18 protein-coding genes and 2 CRISPR repeat arrays are annotated in these 23,179 nt (G+C 26.0%); of the genes, 16 read left to right on the forward strand and 2 right to left on the reverse strand.

The genetic code is table 11. From position 1 onward, the window contains the following. Nucleotides 1-52 precede the first annotated feature (52 nt). Entirely contained in the window at nt 53-763 is a 711-nt protein-coding gene (locus OC535_RS04540) for a hypothetical protein (protein WP_227051736.1), read from the reverse strand. A 392-nt stretch (nt 764-1,155) separates the two neighbouring features. Continuing rightward, nucleotides 1,156-1,739: a CRISPR direct-repeat array (repeat unit 33 nt; unit sequence GTTAATAATCTAACCATTATATGGAATGTAAAT). A 360-nt stretch (nt 1,740-2,099) separates the two neighbouring features. Here OC535_RS04540 and OC535_RS04545 point away from each other — a divergent pair. From OC535_RS04545 to pckA, 16 genes are all read left to right on the forward strand, one after another. Next, nucleotides 2,100-2,816: a CRISPR-associated endoribonuclease Cas6 gene (locus OC535_RS04545; RefSeq protein ID WP_227051734.1), complete on the forward strand. Its 717-nt coding sequence runs from the start codon at nt 2,100-2,102 to the stop codon at nt 2,814-2,816. Between the two features lie 16 nt (nt 2,817-2,832). Next, nucleotides 2,833-4,515: a Cas8a1 family CRISPR/Cas system-associated protein gene (locus OC535_RS04550; RefSeq protein ID WP_498823287.1), complete on the forward strand. Its 1,683-nt coding sequence runs from the start codon at nt 2,833-2,835 to the stop codon at nt 4,513-4,515. Further along, nucleotides 4,508-5,380, forward strand: a complete 873-nt coding sequence (cas7i, locus tag OC535_RS04555; protein WP_227051730.1) for a type I-B CRISPR-associated protein Cas7/Cst2/DevR — start codon at nt 4,508-4,510, stop codon at nt 5,378-5,380. Before OC535_RS04550 ends, cas7i begins: the two co-directional genes overlap by 8 nt. Then, complete coding sequence (gene cas5b / locus OC535_RS04560) at nt 5,373-6,089, forward strand: type I-B CRISPR-associated protein Cas5b (RefSeq protein ID WP_227051728.1); 717 nt, start codon at nt 5,373-5,375, stop codon at nt 6,087-6,089. The genes cas7i and cas5b overlap by 8 nt, the downstream gene beginning before the upstream one ends. Nucleotides 6,090-6,132: 43 nt before the next feature. After that, on the forward strand, nt 6,133-8,280 hold the full coding sequence (cas3, locus tag OC535_RS04565; RefSeq protein WP_227051725.1) for a CRISPR-associated helicase Cas3': 2,148 nt from the start codon (nt 6,133-6,135) through the stop codon (nt 8,278-8,280). A gap of 15 nt (nt 8,281-8,295) precedes the next feature. Continuing rightward, complete coding sequence (locus tag OC535_RS04570) at nt 8,296-8,781, forward strand: CRISPR-associated protein Cas4 (RefSeq protein WP_227051718.1); 486 nt, start codon at nt 8,296-8,298, stop codon at nt 8,779-8,781. A gap of 4 nt (nt 8,782-8,785) precedes the next feature. Then, complete coding sequence (cas1b, locus tag OC535_RS04575; RefSeq protein ID WP_498823288.1) at nt 8,786-9,778, forward strand: type I-B CRISPR-associated endonuclease Cas1b; 993 nt, start codon at nt 8,786-8,788, stop codon at nt 9,776-9,778. A 1-nt stretch (nt 9,779) separates the two neighbouring features. After that, nucleotides 9,780-10,058, forward strand: a complete 279-nt coding sequence (gene cas2, locus OC535_RS04580) for a CRISPR-associated endonuclease Cas2 (RefSeq protein ID WP_227051714.1) — start codon at nt 9,780-9,782, stop codon at nt 10,056-10,058. A gap of 163 nt (nt 10,059-10,221) precedes the next feature. Beyond that, nucleotides 10,222-10,598: direct repeats of the CRISPR family, unit length 33 nt; unit sequence ATTAATAATCTAACCATTATATGGAATGTAAAT. A gap of 199 nt (nt 10,599-10,797) precedes the next feature. Continuing rightward, nucleotides 10,798-12,285, forward strand: coding sequence for a TIGR02677 family protein (locus OC535_RS04585; RefSeq protein ID WP_498823289.1), 1,488 nt, complete (start codon nt 10,798-10,800; stop codon nt 12,283-12,285). After that, complete coding sequence (locus tag OC535_RS04590; protein ID WP_227051710.1) at nt 12,278-13,402, forward strand: TIGR02678 family protein; 1,125 nt, start codon at nt 12,278-12,280, stop codon at nt 13,400-13,402. Before OC535_RS04585 ends, OC535_RS04590 begins: the two co-directional genes overlap by 8 nt. Then, complete coding sequence (locus OC535_RS04595) at nt 13,403-17,410, forward strand: TIGR02680 family protein (protein WP_498823290.1); 4,008 nt, start codon at nt 13,403-13,405, stop codon at nt 17,408-17,410. Beyond that, nucleotides 17,407-18,672, forward strand: a complete 1,266-nt coding sequence (locus OC535_RS04600) for a TIGR02679 domain-containing protein (protein ID WP_227051706.1) — start codon at nt 17,407-17,409, stop codon at nt 18,670-18,672. Before OC535_RS04595 ends, OC535_RS04600 begins: the two co-directional genes overlap by 4 nt. 23 nt (nt 18,673-18,695) lie before the next feature. Next, nucleotides 18,696-19,253: a sugar O-acetyltransferase gene (locus tag OC535_RS04605; RefSeq protein WP_227051705.1), complete on the forward strand. Its 558-nt coding sequence runs from the start codon at nt 18,696-18,698 to the stop codon at nt 19,251-19,253. 90 nt (nt 19,254-19,343) lie between these two features. After that, nucleotides 19,344-20,294 carry a trigger factor gene (gene tig / locus OC535_RS04610; protein ID WP_498823291.1) on the forward strand — a complete coding sequence of 317 codons (951 nt, stop codon included), beginning with the start codon at nt 19,344-19,346 and terminating at the stop codon, nt 20,292-20,294. Nucleotides 20,295-20,525: 231 nt separating this feature from the next. Next, nucleotides 20,526-20,828 carry a hypothetical protein gene (locus tag OC535_RS04615; RefSeq protein ID WP_027088757.1) on the forward strand — a complete coding sequence of 101 codons (303 nt, stop codon included), beginning with the start codon at nt 20,526-20,528 and terminating at the stop codon, nt 20,826-20,828. Nucleotides 20,829-21,093: 265 nt separating this feature from the next. Beyond that, the gene (gene pckA, locus OC535_RS04620) at nt 21,094-22,695 is read left to right on the forward strand and encodes a phosphoenolpyruvate carboxykinase (ATP) (protein WP_227051700.1); all 1,602 of its coding nucleotides are present in this window, start codon (nt 21,094-21,096) and stop codon (nt 22,693-22,695) included. An 84-nt stretch (nt 22,696-22,779) separates the two neighbouring features. Here the strand turns inward: pckA and OC535_RS04625 are convergent, their stop codons facing one another. Further along, nucleotides 22,780-23,121: a hypothetical protein gene (locus OC535_RS04625; protein WP_227051698.1), complete on the reverse strand. Its 342-nt coding sequence runs from the start codon at nt 23,119-23,121 to the stop codon at nt 22,780-22,782. Nucleotides 23,122-23,179 lie beyond the last annotated feature (58 nt).

Raw genomic sequence — 23,179 nt, forward strand, 5'->3', positions numbered from 1 at the left:
GCTTGTTTTATTTTATTATAATAATATAAATATTTCCTGTATTTTTTCATTATTAGTCATCTTTCCATTCAGATTTAAGAGTTTTGTGAAATAATTTCTTTTTATGTTTCCGACAAGCATCAAGATCACAATTTTTACAGCTAATATGTCTATTACTAATTTTATAAAAATGTTCAGGGTATTTATAATGCATATATTCCCATTCTATCATTGAAAGCATCCCTAAACAAAATAAAATTATTGTGTAGAAGCAAGGTATGAAAACAAGAAAGCTGTATTGAAAAAATGAATCCCAATTATATATTCGGCATTCCATACAGCAATCTGGTTTAATAAAGATAGAATTAAATGGACACCATCCAAAGATTGCAAAAAATACAGAAAAATTAGATAATGCAAAGAATAAGAATATCCAAATTCGATCAATTTTACCAGTTAAATAAAGAAAACCAGGAATTAATAAAAATATAATCCAGAATAGAAGTGCATGAAGAGCTCTTCTGTTATATTCTTTTTTTATTTTTTCAAAATAAATTTTATCAAGATTAGTTTCAGGTTCATAGTTTTTAGAAAATTGGCGACCCTTATACAATGTTGAATTACATGAAGCAATCATATCTTTAATAGGAAATATAGCAAAGTATATTGTTGCAATTATATATATCCATGGAGGAAGAGAAAACGGTAGATTAGGATCATTAATAAGACAATAAATTGAAAATAAAAACAATAAACCACTTGTAAAAACTCTAATTCGATTCATTCTTTTTATCCATCCCTTCCTTTTTATGAAAATAGTGTAAACGCTTCTAAAAGTCTCCATTATAATTATTTTTTTATCAATTATAATTAATTGTAATTGTAGGCTAATTACTATTAACTGTCAAATTGTGTGGTATAATGGTATTAATATTGTTTTAATATTTATAAACATATTTTATACTTTTAAAATACTTAATTGTTATTTAAACGTAGATATAAATATTGTCTGTCGATTGTTATTATGTAAAAATAGTACAAGTTCGACAGATTGATTTAGGTAAATAATATAATTGTATTTGTATTTTTTACAAAATTACTATATTTAATAGTTTAAATTTAATTTAAATGTTATACTTATTATGTAATTGGTAAAGTAAATTACAATTTTACGGGGTTAATAATCTAACCATTATATGGAATGTAAATATTATTAAAATTGAAACAAGAAGTGTCTACATTACAGGTTAATAATCTAACCATTATATGGAATGTAAATTATCTTTATCCGGCGCTGCATGATCAGGAAAAAGATAGTTAATAATCTAACCATTATATGGAATGTAAATTATTAACAATAAATATGTAAAATTCAAACTTAGGGCGTTAATAATCTAACCATTATATGGAATGTAAATACTGTTAAAAAAGGTGCCAAAGGCAATGTTACAAAGTTAATAATCTAACCATTATATGGAATGTAAATACTGTTAAAAAAGGTGCCAAAGGCAATGTTACAAAGTTAATAATCTAACCATTATATGGAATGTAAATTCATCGAATTCTACGCTGTACCAGTAGCAGCTGCTAGTTAATAATCTAACCATTATATGGAATGTAAATATCAAAGCAATGGCTTTTATATAGCAAGTATCAAGGTTAATAATCTAACCATTATATGGAATGTAAATGTAGGTAGTATTTACAGAAGTAAAAATGAAATTAGTGTTAATAATCTAACCATTATATGGAATGTAAATTAGTGCTTTATCTATAGGTTATAAAAATTATGTAATGGTTTATAATTTTAAAGTTATAATATGTTGAAAAGAAAGTAGCTTATAAGAAAAATACATTATCTTGTTATCATCAAGATAATGTATTAAAGATATAATGTATAGCATTCCGAGTCACGGTTAGATTATTAAGAAATCATAAATAAAAAATAATTTACATTCCGTTGACCTCCTTATTTTATCATAAATTTTTAAGAAAAAAAGTAAAAAAATAATTTATAAATTTATTTTTAGTATTTTATAAACCGTATTTATTATTTATGATTGATTTTTGACAAAATTAATTATAAAATTTAGATATAGCATAAGAAAGGTGGTGAAAAAGTGTATAGTATCAAATTAGATTTTATTTTAGAAAATAATATTATTCCAGATAAGATTAATATCATAGTTGCAAGTTGGATCAAACATGCTTTACAAACAGATAATGAAATTTTATATGAAAAGTTATATGAATTGAAAAACAGAAAAGTCAGACAATATACTTATTGTGTTAAAATGCGTTCTATACAATATAAAGATGGATTAGTGTATTTGGCTAATAATACAATTTCTGTAGAGTTTACTGATGCAGATTTTTCTGAATTATTAGCATTTTATAATGCATTTATAAATTATAAAAATAATAGATCAAGTTTTTCAATGAATAGAAATTCTATGAAGTTAGTAAAGGTTTCAATGAAAAAACTTAATAAAGTTTTGGATAATGAAGTTATAGTTAAAATGGAAAGTCCATTGGTTGTTCGGTATGCATATACAGGTCAAGATAAATATCTTGGAATTGATAATAATTGTTTTGAAGATGTGTTAAACAAAATCACTAAACAAATGCTTTTAGATTTAGGTTATACAGATTTTGATTTAAAGATATCTATAGTAAAAGGTAAAAAAACAGTAACAAATTTATTTAGACATAAAGCTACAGCAACTCTAGGATATTTAAAAATAGTAGGTGATCCAAACATTATATCAGTATTATTACAAACTGGTATTGGTAGTAGACGAGCCGCAGGATTGGGTAAATTTAAAATTGTTGGTTAGAGAGGAGGGAGTGTTAGTGCAAAATGATGATTTTATCCAAATATTAACAGGTGATTTTCTAAAAAATGCAGGTATAGTGGGTTTTGTAACATTGTTAAAAGATGATGAAAATGCTATTGAAGGTGAACATTATTTTATTGATGCAAATAAATTAAGTATAAAAAGAGAGTATTTAAAAAAAGTAGATTTAACACAATTGTATTTTAATAGTATGATAAATAGATTTTATAATGATACTGTTTTGTTTACTATTAATAAAAAAATTAGCTATTTAATTGAAAAATATGATGTATTAGTTGAATCAAATGCTATAGATGAATGGCAAAATAATCTTAAATTTGTGTCTGAAAAATTAGGCTCTGCAAGTTTTGAAACAGGAATAGATATTATTAAAGAAAAAATTGATGATGTTGAGATTTATTATGAGGCTGTTAGTAAAATGTTTAAAAATCAGGATATTGATACAGGTGCTTATAATAATTTAATGCGACTTCAAAAATTTTTAGCACAGCCTATTGTTCATGAAACACTCTGTTTTAAAAATATAATTTACAAATTTATTAATAAATTTTGGGAAAGAAGTTTTTTGCTAAGAAATAATGCTAAAAAAGATATGAAGAAATGCTTTAATGATGATTTTGTTTTACCGTTACTGAATTATCTTGATCAAGATATTAGTAAGATGAAAGATCAATGTATTGAATGCGGTGAACCAATTAAAAAAGGCGTTCCAATTTCATTTATGAAAGATTTTGCAGATGATTTAGCTAGAAAAAAATCAGCACTATATAATTTTAATGTAGATATGAATTTATGCCCAATATGTACATTTTTATATGCTTTGACCCCGTTAGGTTTTATTAAATATAATCAGGATTTTTTATTTTTTAATGAAAATGATAGTATTGATAATTTATGTAGTGAAAATTCAATATATGGACTGAATAATATAAATGAAATTAGAGAAAATGAAAAATTAGAAGGAAAATATTATAAAATTTATCAAATGATCCAATATAATAGGCTTTGTAAAGAACGTACAGCGCAGTATAAAAATATTCAAGTTATTACTAGAAGGATACAGAATGATGAGGTAAAGTATGAATTTGATATAATGGATGATTTTTTAATTGAAATTTTATCAAATTCAAAAGTGACAAAAGAATTAAATTATTTTATATCAATTAATGTGATTAAAATAAATGAAGAATTTATTAATCTATTTGAAGAAATACTTAAGCGATTAATGAATAAATTGAATTTGTATGATGTGATTATTTTATTAATAAAACAAAGTTTAATAAATTCTAAAAATAATTATTATATTGCTTACGCAAGAAAAATATTAAATATTCAATATATAGTTAATAGAGGTGAAAATATGAATTATTTATATAGAGTGACTAAAGATGGAGCTTCATTAAGAAGAAAATTGCCACAATATGATAAAATTGATGTTGATGAAAATTATAGAGGAATGTTTTATCAGCTTACAAATGCATTACGTGTTGATAATAGAGATAAATTTGTTGATATTATTTTACGGATGTATATAACTTTAAATTTAAAGATGCCATCATCAATTGCATCAATAAAAAATGATAAAGAAAAAGGAAAAGATATTGCATATGCATTTTTGTTGGGATTAAAGGGATCTTATTATGATCCTAAAGAAAGTGAGGGAGAAATAAATGAATAGAAATGGCTTAACTTTAACAATGATTTTTGCTGCTGAGAGTGCAAATTTTGGTGAAGGAATAGGAAATTTAACAGTATTGAAAAAATATTCAAGAGGTGATAACAATCAGTATACTTATATTTCAAGACAAGCATTACGATATAATATTATTCAACAATTAGGCTGGGATAATACACCAGTTTCAAATGAATCTGGTGTAGTACAGTTTGCAGCTGATGCTTCTATTGATAAATATCCTGAGGTTGATTTATTTGGTTATATGAAAACATTTTCAAAAAAAGATAATAATGCAGGTGGTTCATCATCTCGTTGTGCTGTTGTAAGATTGAGTAATGCCGTATCTTTAGAAACATTTAATTCTGATTTGGATTTTTTGACTAATATGGGTTTGGCGAAACGAATTGGGGTTAATAATAATGCAATTGCTCAAAGTGAAATTCATAAATCGTTTTATGCTTATACAATTACGGTTGACTTAGATCGAGTTGGAGAAGATGGTGAAATCTCTTTACCAAAAGAAGAAAAAATTTTGCGGGTTGAAAATTTGTTGAGGACGGTAATGTTTTTGTATCGTGATATTAAAGGAAGAAGAGAAAATTTATCACCATTATTTGTTGTTGGTGGTGTGTTTACAAGAAAAAATCCGTTCTTTTCTAATGCAATTTCTTTAAATGATGGTAAAATCAATACCGATTCTATAAAAAGTATTATTTCTATGATGGGTGAAGATGCTAAGTTTGTTAAAACTGGTTTAATCAAAGGAATTTTTGCAAATGAAGACAAGATTCAATCACAATTAGATGCAAGTAGTGTTGGGGAAGCTTTTGAATCTATTATAGCGGATATGAAAAAAACTTATGAATAAAGCTATACGTATTAAGTGTAAACAAGAATTGGTTAATTTTAAAAAGCCTACATCACTATTGATTAAAGAAACTTATCCATTACCACCTTATTCTACTGTTATTGGAATGATTCATACTGCATGTGGTTTTAAAGAATATCATGATATGAAAATTAGTATTCAAGGGAATGCTGGACCACATATTTCTGATTTATATACTCGTTATGCATTTAATCAAAATACAAAATATGAGGCTTCAAGACATAATATATGGTTTGAATTAGATGATATGAGATATGGTATTGTTAAAGGAATTGCTCATAGTGAATTAATATCAAAACTTGAATTAGTCATACATATTATCCCTAATGATGATGATTTTGAGATTGTATATAAAGGTTTAAAATATCCTAAATATTATTTATCTTTGGGTAGGCATGAAGACTTACTGAATATTGATGAAGTTAAGATAGTTGATTTAAAAGAAGTTGACGAGATAAATATCCAGTTTGATCAGTATGTTCCGATGAAATATCTTGATGAAGTTGATTTTGGTCCCAACGCATCAACTCAATATAATTTATCTAAAGAATATGCAATTAAAAAGAATGGAAAAAGAGTTTGGATTAATCGAGTACCTGTTAAGCTTATACCCCAAGGTGCTATAGTTAGAGAAAATAGGCATTTAATTGTATGTGATCAAAATGGTTATACTATATTTTTAGCGTAAAGCTCCAAAAAGGAGCTTTTTATTAAAAAAGGTAGGAAAAAAAATGGAATTTTATGCAAAATCAGCACCTAAAATAAAATTAGATGAACATACCAAAATGGTAGAAGATAAATTTAATGATTTATTAGATTTAAAAAATGAATATTTTAATGATGATGAAATTAAAATGATTAAAATGGCTTGTCATTATCATGATATTGGTAAAATAAATCAAGTTTTTCAAGATTGTATAAATAATAAAAAAACAGAAAAACAAATTCCTCATGGATATTTAAGTATATTATTAATTAATTGGAAAGATTATAAAGAACAAATTAAAAATAAAGAGATGTTTAAGGTTGTTTTAAATGCTATTTATTATCATCATCGAAGAGATGACTTTAAAGATATTGAAATAAAAGATTATAGTATGAAATATTTACAAAAAAACGCTAATATTTATTTTCAAAAAGAAGTTAAATTACAAACAACAAATTTAATTGATATTTATAATCATGAGTTTAACTATAATATGGATATTAAATTTTGGTACCAATATGCCTTAGTTAAAGGAATACTAAACAAATGCGATTGGAATGCAAGTGGAAACTTACCAGTCGAATTTAAGCCAGAACAATCTATATGCAATAATATTATAAAAGAATTTGATAGTCTTAGACCATTACAAGAGTTTATGAAAAATAATAGTGATAAAAATATTATTGTGATAGGGAGTACAGGTAGTGGTAAAACAGAAGGTGCTTTGTTATGGCTAAATGAAGAAAAAGGATTTTTTACACTACCAATGAAAGTATCAGCTAATTCTATCTATGATCGAATTAAAAAGAAATATTTAAAAAATGTTGCAATTTTACATAGTGATTGTTATCAATTTTATGAAGAAAATAGAAACTATCAAGAAAAAGAAGATGATACGTTAAATTATCAATTTGCAAAAAATCTATCTTATCCATTGACTGTTTGCACTATTGATCAAATTTTTAAATTTGCATATAAATCTTTTGGCACAGAACATTTATTAGCAACAATGCATTATAGCAAAGTTATTATCGATGAATTACAATCATATTCACCAGAGCTTTTAGCTACTATTGTTTATTCACTTAACTTGATTCATAAAATTGGTGGTAAATTTGCAATTATTACAGCAACATTACCAAAATTTGTATTAAATGATTTAAAAGATTGTAATATAAAGTTTGAAACTTTTACAAATGATAATCTCAATCGTCATAAAATAAAAGTAATAAATAAAGATTTAATAGAGGATATAGAATATATTAAAGAGGCAGGTAAATATCAAAAAGTTTTGGTTATATGTAATACTGTAGCTAAAGCTCAAAATGTATATAACTTGTTAGCTGATAGTACAGTTAATGTTTATTTACTACATGCACGTTTTATAAAAAAACATCGTAATTTATTAGAAGAGCAAATTATAAATTTTGCTAAAAGGAATAATCCTGGTATATGTATTTCTACACAAATTGTTGAAGCAAGCTTAGATATTGATTTTGATATTTTATATACCTATTTATCATCAATTGATAGTCTAATTCAAAGAATGGGAAGAGTTTTTAGAAATAGAGAAAATATACAGAAAAAAACAAATGTTTATGTGTATACTGAAAAAAATGGAATTGGAAGTGTATATGATAAAGAGATTTTTGAAAGAACATTAAGATATTTAGATGAATATAATGAAAAAATCTTCACAGAAGAAGATAAGATAAATTGTATGGATCAAATATATAAAAAAGATGAGATCAAAGATACAAATTATTTTCAAGCATATACTATTAAATTAAAAAATCTAGAAAATATTCATCCATTAACATGCAGCTTAGAATATTCAAATGATAAATTTAGAAATATTCATAGTGTTAAATTAATTCCAGACATTATATATGAACGATATAATTTAGAAGAATTAATTGATCAAATAAAGGAAAACAGTTTAAAAAAAGATAATATAAAGAAGTTTAAATTATTACAAGAATTAGATGAGTATTGTATTAATTATGTTATATATAAATCGCTAAAAGAATACAAATGGTTTGACCATACTAGTTTAATTGATGGAATGAATATTTATAAAACAAGTTCTTTATATGATTTTGATGAATTAATGCTATTAGGTAATGGTTTAATAATTGGTAAAAAACAAGATGAGGAGGAACAGTATATATGAAAGGAAATGAAATGAATGAAACGAATAAATGGAACTATGTATTCATATAGTTTTTTGTGTAATCGTAAATTATGGTTTTATACAAAAGATATAGTAATGGAAGATACGAATGAAAATGTAATGATTGGTAAAATTATTGATGAGGAAAGTTATAAACGTGATAAAAAACATTTATATTTAGATGATTTGGTTTGTATTGATATTGTTAGAGATAATGTAATTTGTGAAATTAAAAAAAGCTCGGCAAAAAAAGACATGGCAATTGAACAATTAAAATATTATTTATATATATTAAAACATAAAAATGTAGATGCTCATGGTGAATTACTAATACCTAAAGAAAATTTAAAAGAAATAGTAATTTTAGAAGAAAAAGATATAAAAACTATTGAAAGACAGCTTGAAAATATCAAAGAAATTTGTAATAAAGTTATTCCACCTCAAACAATTAATCAAAAATTTTGTAAGAAATGCGCATATTTTGAATTGTGCTATATTTAAAAATATGGAACAGTCATATTATATTTTTTCTGGTGGAGAACTTCATCGCAAGGATGATTCACTTATATTAATAAATAATGAAAATAAAAAATACATACCAATTGAACGTGTTTATGACATTTATATATTTGGAACAGTATCTATTAATACAACATTATTATCTTTTCTATCACAAAAGAAAATATGTTTACATTTTTATAATTATTATGATTTTTATATTGGTTCTTTTTATCCTAAAGAAACATTAGTATCAGGAAATTTATTAGTTAAACAAGTAGAAAAATATCAAGATTTGAACGAACGATTATTTATAGCACAAAAATTTATTGAAGCAGCTAGTTATAATATTTTAAGAAATTTAAAATATTATAATAATCGTGATAAAGATTTATCAGGATATATAAATAAAATAGAATTTTTTAGAAAACAAATTATTTTAACTAAAGATATAGAACAGTTAATGGGCTTAGAAGGAAATATAAGAAAAGTATATTATGAAGCTTGGCCGATTATCATTAATCAGAAAATTGAATTTGAAAAAAGAGTTAAAAGACCCCCAGACAATTTAATTAATACGCTTATATCTTTTATGAATACCATTATTTATACAAAGACTTTATCAGAAATATATAAAACGCAATTAAATCCTACTATTAGTTATTTACATGAGCCATCAGATAAAAGATTTTCTCTTTGTTTAGATATTTCAGAAGTTTTTAAACCTCTAATTGTTGATAGAACTATATTTTCATTATTAAATAAGAATATGATTAATGAAGATAATTTTTATAAAGATGATGATGGCTATTATAGAATGAAAGAATCAACAACAAAAATTATTATAAAAGCATTAGAAAATACATTAACAAGATCAATTAAACATAAAGATTTAAATCGCAATGTATCTTATAAGCATTTAATTCGATTAGAACTATACAAACTTATCAAACATTTAATTGATGAAAAAGTGTATGACGGATTTAAAATATGGTGGTAATATGTATTTAATAATAGTATATGATATAAAACAAGAAGAAAATTATGCTAAAAGACAGAGATATGTTTTTAAAACATGTAAAAAATATCTTAAACATATCCAAAATTCTGTATTTGAAGGTGAATTAGATAGAGCACAATATATCTCTTTAACAACAGAATTGAATAAATATTTATTAAAAGATATAGATTCATGTCTAGTTTTTTATGGAAGAAATAATATTTGGATGAAAAAGGAGTTTATAACAAAAAGGTTAGAAGATGATGATCAATTTCTATAAATTGATTTTAGTCGATCTCCATTCTGTAAAAATACCCAGGAATCGACAGAAATATTTTGAAAATATAGTAATTAATTTTGTATTTTTGTATATAAGTAGTTTAAATAAAGGAAAAGTGATATACTTATTACATAGTTTTTCTAATAATTTATTGTTTTAACGGATTAATAATCTAACCATTATATGGAATGTAAATAGGGAGCTTATAACATTGTAACAGATATGAAAGAAAATTAATAATCTAACCATTATATGGAATGTAAATACTGGGGCTCACAACGCGTACAATATGGGAGCCAAGATTAATAATCTAACCATTATATGGAATGTAAATTACACAGATATCGAAATTACAGAAGATACTTCTATCATTAATAATCTAACCATTATATGGAATGTAAATAAGCAAACGATTAGAAGCAGTGAAAATTGATACAAGATTAATAATCTAACCATTATATGGAATGTAAATAAACCAAAGATCCGTATATCTATATTTTGTATAAAATTAATAATCTAACCATTATATGGAATGTAAATATTGCTCGAATAAAGCTAAAAATAAAATTAGATAGTATTAATAATCTAGCCATTGTATGGAACACTATTTTTAATCATTAATTTTTATTTTATAATTATAATATATAATAACTAAATTTAACTAAATTTAATTTAGTTACTCTAGTATAAGTGGTCGAGATTTGCTATAATCTAGGTATTAAAATTAGAGGGAAAAGTTATGGAAATATATGATAAACTTACAAAACCAATATATGAAGTAAACTATTTAAGAGCTGAAAATGTTGATCGGTATCGATTAATCATCAGATTTTTTCTTTTAGAATATGAAAAAATACATTATTGGTTACATAAAGAAGATGTTTATGAAATAATCCATCAATTAGATGGATACCAGGAATATACAATTGAGCAATGTCAACAGGATCTTCAAATGTTAGTTAATTGGGGTAATTTAACAGCTATTCAGGATAGTAATAAAGTTCGTACTATTGAAGATTTTAAAAATAAAAAATATCGTTATCAATTAAGTGAATATACAGTAAGAATTGAAAGATTAGTATTAGAGCTTGAAAACTTAGAAAACGTTGGGGCTTCGTTAGAACCAACGTTATTAGAAAGAATATATAAACAATTATTAGAAATTTCTAAAATCAAAGATCAAAAAGCAGTTGATATAAATGGCTGGTTACAGTTATTGATGAATGATTTTGTGAGACTAAATCAAAATTATCAGGATTATATTAAAACTCTTAATAGTGCTAAAGCCGAAGAATTAATGAAAACAACTGATTTTTTAGTTTATAAAGATAAAATTATTATGTATTTACGAACTTTTGTTATGATCATGCAAGATAAAGGTACTTTAATTTCGGGTATTTTATTACAAATCAAAGATGCTGATTTAGAAATTATTTTTGAACAAGCTGCTAAATATGAGGTTTCTATACCACGCATTGATCGTCAGTTAGTTTATGAAGATGTTTATAATAATTTTAAAGAAAAATGGCAAAGTCTTCATTATTGGTTTTGTGGTCAAAATGGAAATAGCGAAATGGATAAACTCTATGACATTACAAATGAAATTATTCGTAAAATGACTAGGTACGCACAACAAATATCAGAAATGATAAACCGAGGTTCTAATCGAAAAGAGCAATATTTGCATATAGCTAGAGTTTTTGGGAAATGCAAAGATATTAATGAGGCGCATTGTATGAGCGCATATGTTTTTGGAGTAGCAGATAGTTTACATTTAATGCATATTCAGCCTCGGATAAGTGAGGATATTAATGCTGGAGTATATCAAGAAGCACCTTCGTTTATTCGTTTTGATCCTCATTCTAGAATTATTAGAAAAAAATATGTTAGAAAACCAGCAAAGGATTATACAATCGAAAGAAAAATTCAAAAAATAGAATTGGAAAATGAATTAACAAAACAAAAAGAGCAAATTGAAAAATTAATTATTAACAATGAAATAGATTTTTCTAAATTATCAGAAATTGATGCAATCACTAGAAAAATTTTATTATCATGGTTATCAAAAGGATTAGCACAAAAATCTTTGGTGGCTAAAAATGATTATGGAGATTTATATTATATTGACAAAAGTTGTGAAAATAAAAGCTGTGTTTTAAAATGTCAGGATGGTGATTTTGAAATGCCTGCTTTTAAGATAGTTTTTAAGGAGAGAGCAAATGAATAATATTGAAGTTCTTTTATCCAAGCGATGGGTATTAAAACGTGATGATCGAGATCGTTATTATAAAATAAAAGATAATATAAAAGAATTAAGAAATTTATTTAAAGATAAAGCAGGATATTCTCTAGTCTCTCATCCTCAATATATTAGATTAGATAAAATTCCTGGAAAACCAGAATCATGGATGGGAATAACAGAATTCCAGGATATTAAAGAATATCAGATTTTTTGTTATATTTTGATTTTTTTAGAAGATCGTGAAGTTGAAGAACAATTTATTTTATCCCATTTAACAGAATTTGTTCAATTACAACTTGGAGTCAATGAAGAATATTGGCTGAAGTTTACTCATCGAAAGATGTTAGTCAATGTATTAAAGTTTTGTATGAAAGAACAGCTAATAGTTCAAGATGATGGAAATACAGATAGCTTTATTCAAGATCAGCAGGTTGAAGCTTTGTTTGAAAACACTGGATTGTCAAGATATTTTATGCGTAATTTTGCATCAGATATTTTTGAGTGGGAAGAACCTAATGAATTTATGCAAAATGAGTGGATCGATGAAAATAATCAAGATCGTGGGATAGTTAGAAGACAGAGAATTTACCGAAGATTATTATTATCATGTGGAATATATCGTGAAAATGATGAATTGAATGATGATTTTTCATACATTAGACATTATCGTAAAAGAATTCAAAACGATTTTAATCAACTTTTTCCTTGTGATTTACAAGTATATCAGTCAAGTGCATATCTTATTTTAGATGATGAAGTAAAAATTGGTAAAATGTTTCCTAAAAATAATGCTTTAGATGAATTAGTTGTTATTTGTTGTAGTCAATTTAGAAAAGGAATCAAGAATAATGATTATAAAATTAATGATCAGGAAATATATAGTGATGATATTGAACGAATTTTAAAACGAATCAAGATTGTAATTCAAAAACATCATCAGTATTTACCCTCAACATATCGTCAAAAGAATATTGATCAATTAGTTCAAATTGTCTATGATCGTTTAATTGAAATTGGATTTGCAAAAGAAGAAGACAAAAAAGTTTTTATTTATCCTGTTATAGCAAAGTTAGTAGGAGAATTTGATGAGGAGGTAAAATAGATGAGTGTAAGTCGCTGGCACATGAATAGAATGGGGTTAGTGGATTTTTGGTGTTATGAAAATGAAGTTTTTGAATTTGAAAATGGACATATGCTTTTAAGAGGCAGTAATGGAAGTGGTAAATCAGTTACGATGCAAAGCTTTATACCATTATTGTTAGATGGAAATAAAAGTAGTGAAAGATTAGACCCTTTTGGTACTAGGTCTAGGAAAATGGATACATATTTGATTGATGAAAATAGTGATCGTCAAGAGCGGATTGGATATCTTTATTTAGAGTTTAAACGCCAGGATAGCGAGCTTTACAAGACAATTGGAATGGGACTTCGAGCGCGAAAAGGAAAAACGTTACAATCCTGGTATTTTGTAATTGAAGATAATCGCCGGATTAATATTGATTTTTCACTGATGGAAAATCATTATACTTTAACTGAAAAACAATTAAAAAATCTTATCGGTGAACAATTAATTACATCACAACGTGATTATATGAAGCGGGTTAATCAGGCTTTATTTGGATTTGAAAGTCTCGACGATTATAGCGATGCAATAAGTTTATTATTACAGCTTCGTTCTCCTAAATTAAGTAATTCTTTATCACCACAAAGAATTAATGAAATTCTTGGTAAATCATTACAACCTTTAAGTGATGAAGAGCTCCGGCCAATGAGTGAAGCAATCATAAATATGGATACATTACAAGATAAATTAGAGAGTCTAAAACAAAGTTTAACAGCAGCTAAAAAACTTGAACAAGCATATCAAACTTACAATCGGGCATTCTTATTAGAAAAATGGCATAAATATGTTATTGAATTTCAAAAACTAACGGCAATTGATCAAACAATTAAAGATAAAAGTATTAAAAAAGATAATATTCTTCAAGATATTAACAATTTAGAACAACAATTAAAAAGTAATCAAGTTGAAACAGAAGTAAAAAATAATGAATTACTTGTATTAAAAGATAATGATATTGAAAAATGGTTAATTGATATTGAAAAATTAGGTCAAGATGTTAAAGAATTTTCCACACAGTTAGAAAAGAAAAATAATGCATTTGAACAAAAAGATAATAACTATTTTGCTTCTAAAAAAAGAATTAAGCAATATCAGGATAACATTGATGAAGAAGAAAACAATTGTCAAAATGCTTTAACTGAAATGGAATTTATTAATGAAAATATTTCATTAAGTGAACATATTGCACTTAAAGATTGTTTTAAAAATCAAAAAACAGAATTTGAATTTTCTTATACTCGTCAAGTTTTGAAAAAAGAACTAGATACAATAGAAACAGGAATAAAAAAATGGCATGAATATGATACACAAAAATTAAAATTAGATTTTTATAAACAACGACAAAGTAACTATCAAATTGAAATTGATAAAATAAATTCAGAAATTGAAAAAGCAGAAAATGAATATCATCAAACTATTGAAGAATATCTTGAATTTTATCATCGATACAATGAAACCAATCAAATGATAAAACTATCAAATCAAGAAATGGAAACACTTAGAAATCATCTTTTAGATTATGAAGAAACTCATGATTATTTTGTAATAAAAACAATGATCAATGATAGATATCAACAGATGTTAACAAATTATACTAAACAAATACTATCACTATCTAATCAAATCAAATTAATTGAAGAAAAGATAATAGATTTAAAAAAGGAAAAAGATAAGTGGGTTGAGTTAAAAGATTTGGAACCCGAAAAAACATCTGAAAAAATCTTAAACCGTCAGTATCTTCAAGAACATAATATTGCTTATATTCCTTTTTATCAATTATTAAATTTTGACGATCAAATGGAAGAAAGTGAAAAAAATCGAATTGAAGAAATTTTAAATCAAATGAATATTTTAGATGCTTTAGTTGTCCATCAAGATGATAAACAAATAGTACTAGAGGCTCCAGCTGGATGTCATGACTATTATTTATGGACTTCAAAACCCCTTGATACATTAGAAGCTGTTTATTTTCATGATGCTATTACACAAGAATCATTGATAAATATTTTAACGTCGCTAAAAATAGAAAACACAAAACAGATTACTTTAACTAATCGCTATTTTCAATCAGGAATCATTGAAGGTAGTTTAGCTAATAATATAAAAGCTAAATATATTGGTTATAAGCGTAGAATGAGATTAAAACAAGAAATGATTGAAAATTTAGATAAACAAATTAAAGAAAAAGAAATTTTTAAAAATAATCTGCTTATTAATCAACAAAAATACCAAGAACATCTTGAACTGCTTGATCAAGAACATGATAGTTTTATTGATGAAAAAAAACTTAATACTAAATTTGATCAGGTTGAAAAGTTAAGATCAAGTTGTATAAGTTTACAAAAACAGCTAGAGGAGATTGAAAAAGAATTATTAGTTGAAAAAGAAAAAGTAAAAAGTATTTATGTAAAATTAAATGATTTTGCCATGCAAATGAACTTACCAAATCAAAAAGAAGCATTTATTGAACGTAAAAAAGATCTTCAAGATTATCAAATATATTTTGAAAAATTCAAAGATGGATATACAAAATTATTACAAAATCTTGAATTAAAAAATTTAGAACAAGATAACTTTGAGCAATTGACGATTGATTTAGATGAACTTAAATACGAAATAGACTCATATCAACAAAAAATTGAAATAGCTCAAAGTAAAAAAGCTTCACTACAAAAACAATTAGATGAAGCAGGATATAGTGATATTGTTGAAAAAACAACTTTGATTCAAGAACGCTTAAACGAATTATATCAACAAGCTCAAGAATTTAATGATAAAATCATAGCTTATAAACAAGATATTAAACATTTAGAAGAATCATTAAATATTGAACAGTTAGAGAAAGTCAAACAAGATGAAATTACGAAAATTTATAAAGATATTTTAATGCAGGAATTAGATTATAAATTTATTTTCAAAGAAAAATTAACTGAAAAAGATTTAATGAAACAATTAAGAACTTTGTCACAGCAATTTGGAATAAGAAAAAATATGGCTGAATATCAAAATGATCTACAAAGAGTCTATTTTGAACAAACTACTTATCTTTCACAATATAATGTTGTTCAAGAAAGTGTTGATTTATGTCATAGTGTTGAAGATATTTCTAATCGTTTAATTTTAAAAGCTATTAATCAAGGTAAAAAGATTGCTTTTTTAGACTTATTAGTAGTATTACAAGAAAATATTGAGATGCAGGAAATGTTGATTGTGGAAGAAGATCGACATATTTTTGAAGAGATTCTTGTTAATACAATTGGAAAGAAAATTCGTGAAAAAATTCAAATAAGTCGGCGCTGGGTTGAAAAAATGCAAAAATATATGGATGAGATGAATACTAGTAGTGGTTTACAATTAAGTTTGAAATGGAAAAGTCGTAAGGCAATTGATGATCAACAACTAGATACTTCTAAATTAGTAGAATTGTTGGAAAAAGATTATCGCATTTTAAAAGAAAGTGATCGCCAAAAAATATCAAATCATTTCCGTTCAAAGATTGCCTCAGCAAGAAAGATGAGTCAAGATGAAAATACTACAGCATCATTTCACCAGTTAATGAAAGAAGTTATGGATTATCGTGAATGGTTTGATTTTACTTTATATGCTAAAAAGCCTAATGAAAATCGTAAAGAATTAACATCACATGTATTCTATGCTTATAGCGGTGGAGAAAAGGCTTTATCGATGTATGTACCGTTATTTTCAGCAGTTGCTGCAAAATTTGAAGGTGCACGTGATGATGCACCAATTTTAATTGCCTTGGATGAAGCTTTTGCAGGTGTTGACGAAAACAATATTGATAATATGTTTGCTTTAATAACTAAATTTGATTTCGATTATATAATGAATTCACAATCTTTATGGGGTGACTATCCATCATGTCCATCACTAGCAATATATGAATTATTTAGACCAAATAATGCTCCTTTTGTAACTGTTGTAGCTTATATTTGGAATGGACATAAGAAAAAGGTGAAATTTTTGTGAAAATAGACGAAGAACTTGCTAAATATCTAAATGATACTGGCTTTCAAAGATTTGTTGATGCTTGGATAAGTAAATATCAAAGTCATGGGCGTTTTGGTGGTAAAATTTGTTTATTAGATTTAAATGAAAATGAAAAACATTGTTTAAGTGGTTTTTTAGGTTGTGATTTATCTCAGGGAAAACTTGAAATTACATATCACCAGTTTAAACAAAGATTAAAGACAACAAAATTTGAGGAAGCTGATTTTCTAACTGCTATTGAAATTTTAAAAAATCAAAAAATTTATTCTAAAAAAGAAATTAAGACTCATCATGACCAGCAATTTAACCAATTTAAAGCTGATTTATTAAAACAATTTATTGATACTAGAGCTTATACCTGGTTAAATTATTATTTTTTAAATGATACTTTTACAAAAAGATTTTTTGAAGATAATCATATACGTTATCAAAATATTCTTATATATGTGTGTAAGGCTTTGAATAATTTACCAGTATATTTAGAAAAATTAGAATTATTAGCAGTATTTGCTCAAAGAATAACTAAGGATCCTCATTATTTTGATGAGGATCTTGCGCAAGATTTGTTGTTAAAAGGGATTAGTTTTCTGTTTAAAATAAAGTTAGAATTCAAAACAAGTGAAATCATTTCTGAAATATTTTATCAAGCAGGTATTTTAAAAGATGATCTATCTAACTATTGCTATATTTGTCATCTTTTACCATATGGCAAAAATCAAACATGGAAAGGTTTTTATGATGCTTATGAACCATGGAATATGAATTTTTATAATATAAAAAATATTGATGAAAAATTTATTGCAACACCTGTATTTATTGTTGAAAATCCTTCAGTATTTCGAGTATTATGTATATTCATTAAGGAAAATAATTTGGATATAGCTCTTGTTTGCAGTAATGGCCAAATTAATTTGTGTACTTATTTTTTATTAGATAAATTAATAACAAGTGAGTGTCAGTTATATTATGCTGGTGATTTTGATCCCGAAGGATTAATCATAGCTGAAAAATTAAAGAAAAAATATGATACTTTGATATTATGCTGCTATAATAAAATGTTATTTGATCAAATAAAAGTTCATCAAATCGAGATTTTAGATAAACGTTTACAAATGTTGAATTCTTTAACTATAGAAGAACTTGTATTGATTGGAAAGACTATTAAAGAAACATTCTCATTTGGTTATCAGGAAGGACTTATTGATGATTATAAAAAATTTATTTTAAATATTTTAAAGTAAAAATATATCAGGAGAATATAGGGATGACTGAAAAAGAAAAGATGGAACAGGGATTATGGTATGATGCTAATAATGATACATATTTAATTGAACAAAGAATTAAAACTAAAGATTTATGTTTTGATCTTAATCAAACAAGGCCTGGAGAAAAAAAGAAAAGAAACGAATTAATTATTAAATTATTAGGTTATCAGCCTAATAATTTAGAACTGATTAGTCCTTTTATGTGTGATTATGGAAATAATATTAAACTAGGTAAAAACGTTTTTATTAATAGTAGCTGCTATTTTATGGATTGTGGCAAGATTACAATCGGTGATAATGTCTTTATAGGACCGTCATGTGGTCTATATACAGCTAATCATCCTTTAGATTTTCAAACAAGAAATCAGGGGTTAGAGCAGGCTTTACAGATTACTATTGGTAATAATGTTTGGCTTGGTGGTAATGTAGTAATCTTACCAGGAATTACAATTGGGGATAATTGTGTAATAGGTGCAGGGAGTGTAGTAACTAAAAATATTGATGCTAATAGCATTGCATGTGGTAATCCTTGTAAAGTAATAAAAAAAGTAAATTAATAAACAGAGTATCAGTTAATCAAGTTATATTGCTTAAATAGATATAATTATGTTACAATTAATAGACCTCATAAAGAAAGGAAAAAGATAATGAGTAAAATAAATAAATTAGGACAATACAAAAATGTCGAAGTAAAGGTAAGTAAACAATCTGTTACTCAAGAAGAAATTGATGATCAAATAAAAGCATTAGTAGCGCAAAATTCAATTCTTGAAGAAAAAGATGGTGAAGTTAGTAATGGCGATGTTACAACGATCGATTTTGAAGGATTTAAAGATGGTGTTGCTTTTGAAGGTGGTAGTGCTAAAGGTCATCAGTTAGAAATTGGTTCTGGTCAATTCATTCCTGGCTTTGAAGAGCAAATGATTGGGATGAAAAAAGGTGAAACAAGAGATTTAAATCTTACTTTCCCTAAAAACTATGGCGCTCAGGACTTAGCAGGAGCTGATGTTGTATTTAAAGTAACAGTTCATAAAATTGAAACTAAAAAAGAAGCTGAATTAAATGATGAATTTGTTGTTTCTTTAAATGTTCCAGAATTAAAAACAGTTGCTGATTTATATGAAAGTATGAAGGTTAATCTTCAAGCACAATATGATCAAGCATATCAATCACAAAAAGAAAATGCCATTTTTGATAAAGTTTTAGCTGATAGTGATGTTGAGATAGCTGATGATGAATTAAAAATTGCTTTAGAAAAACAGCTTCAACATATTACAATGCAATTAGCTCAACAAGGGATGCAGTTAGAACAATATTTACAAATGATGAATATGGATGAAACTGCATTTCGTCAACAAGTTGAACCATCAGCTAAGCAACAAGCTATTTTTGAAGCCATCATTGATGAAATTATAAAAATCGAAAATATTGATACAACTGCTGAAGAATTAGAAGAACAAATTGAAAAGCTGGCTTCATATAATCAAATGTCTAAAGAAGAAGTATTAAAACATGTTGAACGTGAAAATTTAAAACATGATTTTAATCGTGTTAAAGCAAGTCGTTTGATTATTGAAAGTGCTATTGTTAGTGAATAACTGGTAGGATCTCCTGCTGGTTTTTTTCTGCTTAATATTGATGATACAATATTAGACCATGTCTATATGATTTATGGATCAAAGAAAATAGAAATTTTAAAATTAACGTTAATGTTATATAATAAAAATATATTATTTAACAAGACATATTATATTAGAAGAATTATCAGATTAGTTGCAAATGTGGCTTACTTTTAATTAAAATATTAAATAAAGAAGAGGTGAAAAACAATGCTAGCTAGATTACATGTGATTATTGCAAGTGAAGCAGATAAAGATATTGAGATGATCAAACAATTATTATTAAATATTGATCCTAAATTTTCTATTTCGCCAGCCCGACAATATCAAGGATTAAAAGATCATAGTGAATTTTATTGTACTTGTGATTTATTAGAAGATGAGGTACAGCCATTATTGGATAAATTAAATAATGACTGGGATGGAGAATATTTTGATTGTATTTGTTATGGGTTTAATACGAAAATGTTTCATGAGTTAATTTATCATTTAGGATTTGTTTTATTTGATTAGTTATGAATATTTATTAATTGGATCATTAATGTAATAGAGAGATTTAATTAAAAGATTATAAAATTTAAAGTTATATCTGTTTTTTATTATTCAATATGAAACTTTTGATTATTTTAGATATTAAAGTATGTAAGAGATATATTATTAATTACATACATTTTTTTATTAATAAAATATAAAAAATTATTTAAAATAACTAGTTTTTTTACTATTTACCTTGTATGATATTTATTAGGAGGCAAAAAAAGAAAAGGAGGTATTTTATATGGAGACATACGGTATTGAAAAGTATGGTATTGTCACAACAGGATCTATTTTTAGAAATATTCCCCCAGGATCATTAGTAGAAAAAGCTTTGTTAAAAGGGGAAGGCCGTTTAAGTCGTGCTGGGGCATTATGCATTCATACTGGTAAGCGTACGGGAAGATCGCCAGATGATAAATATATTGTCGATACTCCAGCTGTTCATGATTTGATTGCATGGGGAAAAGTGAATAAACCAGTATCACGTGAAAAATTTGATTTAGTATATCAACAAATGATTGAACATTTTAAAGATAAAGATATTTATATATTTGATGGCTATGCCGGAGCTAATCCTAAATATTCATATGCTTTTAGAATTATCAATGAAAAAGCAAGTCAAAATTTATTTATTTCAAATTTATTGATTAAACCAACGCCTCGTGAACTTCAACACTTTCAAGAAGATTATTTGATTTTAGCAGCACCAGAATGTAAAGTTGATCCGCAAATAGGGTTAAATAGTGAAGTTGCTGTTATGATCGACTATGAACGACATATTGTCTTAATTGCGGGAACAGGATATTCCGGTGAAATTAAAAAAAGTATATTTTGTGTCATGAATTTTGTACTACCACAAAAAAATGTTTTTACGATGCATTGTTCTGCTAATATTGGACGTGATGGGAACACAGCTCTATTTTTTGGTTTATCGGGAACAGGAAAGACAACTTTATCTGCTGATCCAGGACGTAAATTAATTGGTGATGATGAGCATGGCTGGTCGCAAACAAGTATTTTTAATTTTGAAGGTGGCTGCTATGCAAAATGTATTAATCTATCTAAAGAAAATGAGCCGGAAATTTGGGATGCAGTTAGATTTGGGGCAGTTGCTGAAAATGTTCAGTTATTTGAAGACACCCGCATTATTGATTTCAACGATGATTCGATTACAGAAAATACAAGAGTAGGGTATCCGCTACATTTTATTGCAAATATCGAACCAAGTGGGGTCGGCAAACCGCCAAAGACAATTTTCTTTTTGGCAGCTGATGCTTTCGGTGTTTTACCACCAATTTCTAAATTAGATCCAAATTCAGCAACATATCACTTTGTATCAGGATATACAAGTAAATTAGCAGGGACAGAAGATGGTGTCACAGAACCACAAGCGACATTTTCAACTTGTTTTGGAGAACCATTTTTACCATTGGATCCCTTACTATATGCAAAACAATTTCAAAAACACGTAGAAAAATCTGGAGCAAGTGTATTTTTAGTAAATACAGGCTGGGTAGGCGGCTCTTACGGGATTGGAAAACGAATTCCATTAAAATATACAAGAGCAATGATCAATGCTGCAATGAATGGTGATCTAGACTATGTGGCTTATGAAACAGATCCATTCTTTAATCTAAATATTCCAAAGTTTTGTCCAGGGGTTCCACAAGAATTATTGGACCCAAGTTCAACCTGGCTGCATAAAAGTGAATATGATAAAACAGCTCGTAAACTAGTAGAAATGTTTGTTGAAAACTTTAAGAATTATGATCATTTCCCACAAGCAATTATTGATGCGGGCCCAGGGGTTCCAAGTTATAAAGTTAAGAAAAATAAATTATAATTGAAAATATAATATTTTATAGTAGATTCTAAGTAAGGAAGATGAAAAATTGATTTATCAATAAATTCTTCCTTTATTTATTTTCTAAATACTATAAACATAAAAAATATGATATATAACAGCAAATACAAGAATGAATGACAAAAAAAGATGAATTTTATTCCAAATCATAGAATCTCTATTAATAAGATATGCTGACAAAATTAAAACGAGCATAATTAACCACGCAATCATTCCGCTAGCCATTCCAGCATTATGTCCGGCTAAGATTCCATGAAGCAAAGAAAAAACGGCTAATAATATTGCATATGTTTTATGATAACTTAATAATTTAGGAAAAATCCCTTCCTTTTTTAAAGGAACCAGCATACATAGAAGCAATAGAACTATGCATAATATTAAAATAAGATGCTTAAAGAAAAACATAATAACAGAACCTCCAGTTTATTTTTAGAAATTATCACTGTCGAATTATAACGATTAA

Origin of the sequence: Clostridium sp. Marseille-Q5894, from assembly GCF_946902305.1 — a bacterium.
Classification (GTDB): domain Bacteria; phylum Bacillota_I; class Bacilli_A; order Erysipelotrichales; family Coprobacillaceae; genus Thomasclavelia.

Coding starts and splice junctions, on each gene's coding strand:
- cas5b (WP_227051728.1), top strand. CDS start 5,373: ATGAATAAAGCTATACGTATTAAGTGTAAACAAGAATTGGTTAATTTT.
- cas2 (WP_227051714.1), top strand. CDS start 9,780: ATGTATTTAATAATAGTATATGATATAAAACAAGAAGAAAATTATGCT.
- OC535_RS04540 (WP_227051736.1), bottom strand. CDS start 763: ATGAATCGAATTAGAGTTTTTACAAGTGGTTTATTGTTTTTATTTTCA.
- tig (WP_498823291.1), top strand. CDS start 19,344: ATGAGTAAAATAAATAAATTAGGACAATACAAAAATGTCGAAGTAAAG.
- cas1b (WP_498823288.1), top strand. CDS start 8,786: ATGGAACAGTCATATTATATTTTTTCTGGTGGAGAACTTCATCGCAAG.
- OC535_RS04605 (WP_227051705.1), top strand. CDS start 18,696: ATGACTGAAAAAGAAAAGATGGAACAGGGATTATGGTATGATGCTAAT.
- OC535_RS04590 (WP_227051710.1), top strand. CDS start 12,278: ATGAATAATATTGAAGTTCTTTTATCCAAGCGATGGGTATTAAAACGT.
- cas3 (WP_227051725.1), top strand. CDS start 6,133: ATGGAATTTTATGCAAAATCAGCACCTAAAATAAAATTAGATGAACAT.
- OC535_RS04625 (WP_227051698.1), bottom strand. CDS start 23,121: ATGTTTTTCTTTAAGCATCTTATTTTAATATTATGCATAGTTCTATTG.
- cas7i (WP_227051730.1), top strand. CDS start 4,508: ATGAATAGAAATGGCTTAACTTTAACAATGATTTTTGCTGCTGAGAGT.
- OC535_RS04585 (WP_498823289.1), top strand. CDS start 10,798: ATGGAAATATATGATAAACTTACAAAACCAATATATGAAGTAAACTAT.
- OC535_RS04570 (WP_227051718.1), top strand. CDS start 8,296: ATGAAACGAATAAATGGAACTATGTATTCATATAGTTTTTTGTGTAAT.
- OC535_RS04595 (WP_498823290.1), top strand. CDS start 13,403: ATGAGTGTAAGTCGCTGGCACATGAATAGAATGGGGTTAGTGGATTTT.
- OC535_RS04615 (WP_027088757.1), top strand. CDS start 20,526: ATGCTAGCTAGATTACATGTGATTATTGCAAGTGAAGCAGATAAAGAT.
- pckA (WP_227051700.1), top strand. CDS start 21,094: ATGGAGACATACGGTATTGAAAAGTATGGTATTGTCACAACAGGATCT.